General features: G+C 75.1%; 3 protein-coding genes. 2 read left to right on the top strand and 1 reads right to left on the bottom strand.

From position 1 onward, the window contains the following. Positions 1–166 precede the first annotated feature (166 nt). Positions 167–613 carry an SRPBCC family protein gene (locus N4P33_RS35010; protein ID WP_260830941.1) on the top strand — a complete coding sequence of 149 codons (447 nt, stop codon included), beginning with the start codon at positions 167–169 and terminating at the stop codon, positions 611–613. Between the two features lie 6 nt (positions 614–619). On the opposite strand, the gene N4P33_RS35005 is transcribed toward N4P33_RS35010, so the two are convergent. Continuing rightward, positions 620–1,273, bottom strand: coding sequence for a phosphoribosyltransferase (locus tag N4P33_RS35005; RefSeq protein ID WP_260830940.1), 654 nt, complete (start codon positions 1,271–1,273; stop codon positions 620–622). A gap of 131 nt (positions 1,274–1,404) precedes the next feature. Here N4P33_RS35005 and N4P33_RS35000 point away from each other — a divergent pair. Then, the coding region (locus N4P33_RS35000) for a dienelactone hydrolase family protein (RefSeq protein ID WP_399030696.1) at positions 1,405–1,781 on the top strand (377 nt) is incomplete at its 3' end.

Genomic DNA, 1,781 nt, shown 5'->3' with positions numbered 1-1,781 from the left:
CGGCTCGTCCGGGCGGCCCGGATGCGGAGCGTGCCGCCGGGCCGTCCCGCGCGCTGCCCCGGATGGACCCGTCCGGGTGTGCGGGCGGGGCGGGCGGCGGGAAGGTGGGAGCCGACAGGCCGGGCCACGGGCGGCCTGGCCGTGCCGGACGAGGAGCGTGATGCGCGTGGCCCGCAACCGTCGTCTGATCCTGAGCTCGCCGTCCGAGGTCTGGGCGCTGCTGTCCGACGGCCGGCGGTACGGGGAGTGGGTGACCGGCACCCAGCAGGTCCTCACCGCGGACCCGCGCTGGCCGGACGTGGGCGCTCGGCTGAGGGTGCGGGTCGGCCTCGGTCCGCTGAGCCTCGACGACACGTGTGTGGTCCGGATCTGCGAGCCGGAGCGGCGGCTGGAGCTCGAGGCGAAGGCTGAGCCGTTCGGCGCGGCCCGTATCGCCATGCGGCTGATCCCGTGGGGCGAGCACACGCTGTTCATCCTCGACTGGCATCCGCTGCGAGGCCCCGGCACCCGGATGCACGGGCTCCCGGTGGACTACGTCGTCTCCGTGCGCAACGGGATGATGCTGACGAAGCTGGCGCGGATCGCGGTGCGCGAGCACGGCGCGAGGGTCTGACCGCCGTCAGGCGGCGGGGCTCGGCTCGCGCAGGGTCTGCCGTACCTCTTCGTCGCCTACCTGGGCGAAGTCCTCGTACCACTCGCTCACGGCGTGGAAGCCCTGCGGCTGGTGGAGGCACATCAGGTCGTCGGCCTCCTCGCGCAGCGGCTCGGCGGTGGCGGGCGCGCACACCGGCACGGCGAGGATCAGCCGGGCTGGGTCCTGCCGGCGGAGGTGGCGCAGGGCCGCGCGGGCGGTGCCACCGATGGCGAGGCCGTCGTCGACGAGGACGACGGTGCGGCCGGTGACCCGGGGGGCGGGCCGGCCGCCGCGGTAGACCTGCTGCCGGCGGTGGAGTTCGGTGCGTTCCCGGCCACGTCCGAGCCGAGCCGGTCCTCGCTGAGGCCGAGCATCTCCAGCGCGCGCCGGTCGTACGCCGGAGGGTCCTCGCCGACGATTCGCGCCGATCCCCGTCTCGCGGATGCCGGGCACCGGGATCTTGCGCGCGACCAGGACGTCGAGCGGCACCTTCAGGGCCCGGGCCACCTCGGCCGCCACGGGGACTCCGCCGCGGGGCAGGGCCAGGCCGACGGCGTCCCGCAGGTCACCGTCGGCGGCCCACTCCATCAGACGGAGGGCGAGCTGCTCTCCGGCCTGCCGGCGGTCGTGGAATCGCATGTCGGACGCCCTTCCTTCCCTGCACGGCAGTGGGAGTTCGCCTCCCGGGGTTTCCCGCGAAAGGGTGCCGAAACAGGATCGGCCGGGTACCCGGGCGGCGGGCAACGACAGCCGGAGGGAGATGACGAGGCATGCTCTCCGAAACCGTGACGGTCCCCTCGGGGACGGTGACCCTGCCCGGCGATCTGGTCGTCCCTGACGAGGTGCGCGGCATGGTGCTGTTCGCGCACGGCAGCGGCAGCTCGCGGTTCAGCCCCCGCAACCGCGCGGTCGCGGCCGAGCTGCACCGGGCCGGGTTCGGGACGCTGCTGCTGGATCTGCTGACCGAGGAGGAGGAGCGCGACGACCTGGTGACGGGCCGGCTGCGCTTCGACATCGGTCTGCTCGCGCGGCGGCTGGCCGACACCGTCGACTGGCTGGAGCAGCGCCCGGACACCGCGGACCTGCCGGTGGGCCTGTTCGGGGCGAGCACGGGCGCCGCGGCGGCGCTCGTGGCGGCGGCCGAGCG

Source organism: Streptomyces sp. 15-116A (genome assembly GCF_025290915.1).
GTDB lineage: Bacteria > Actinomycetota > Actinomycetes > Streptomycetales > Streptomycetaceae > Streptomyces.
The sequence above is the reverse complement of the archived record's forward strand: the minus strand, read 5'-3'. Positions and strand labels throughout refer to the sequence as shown.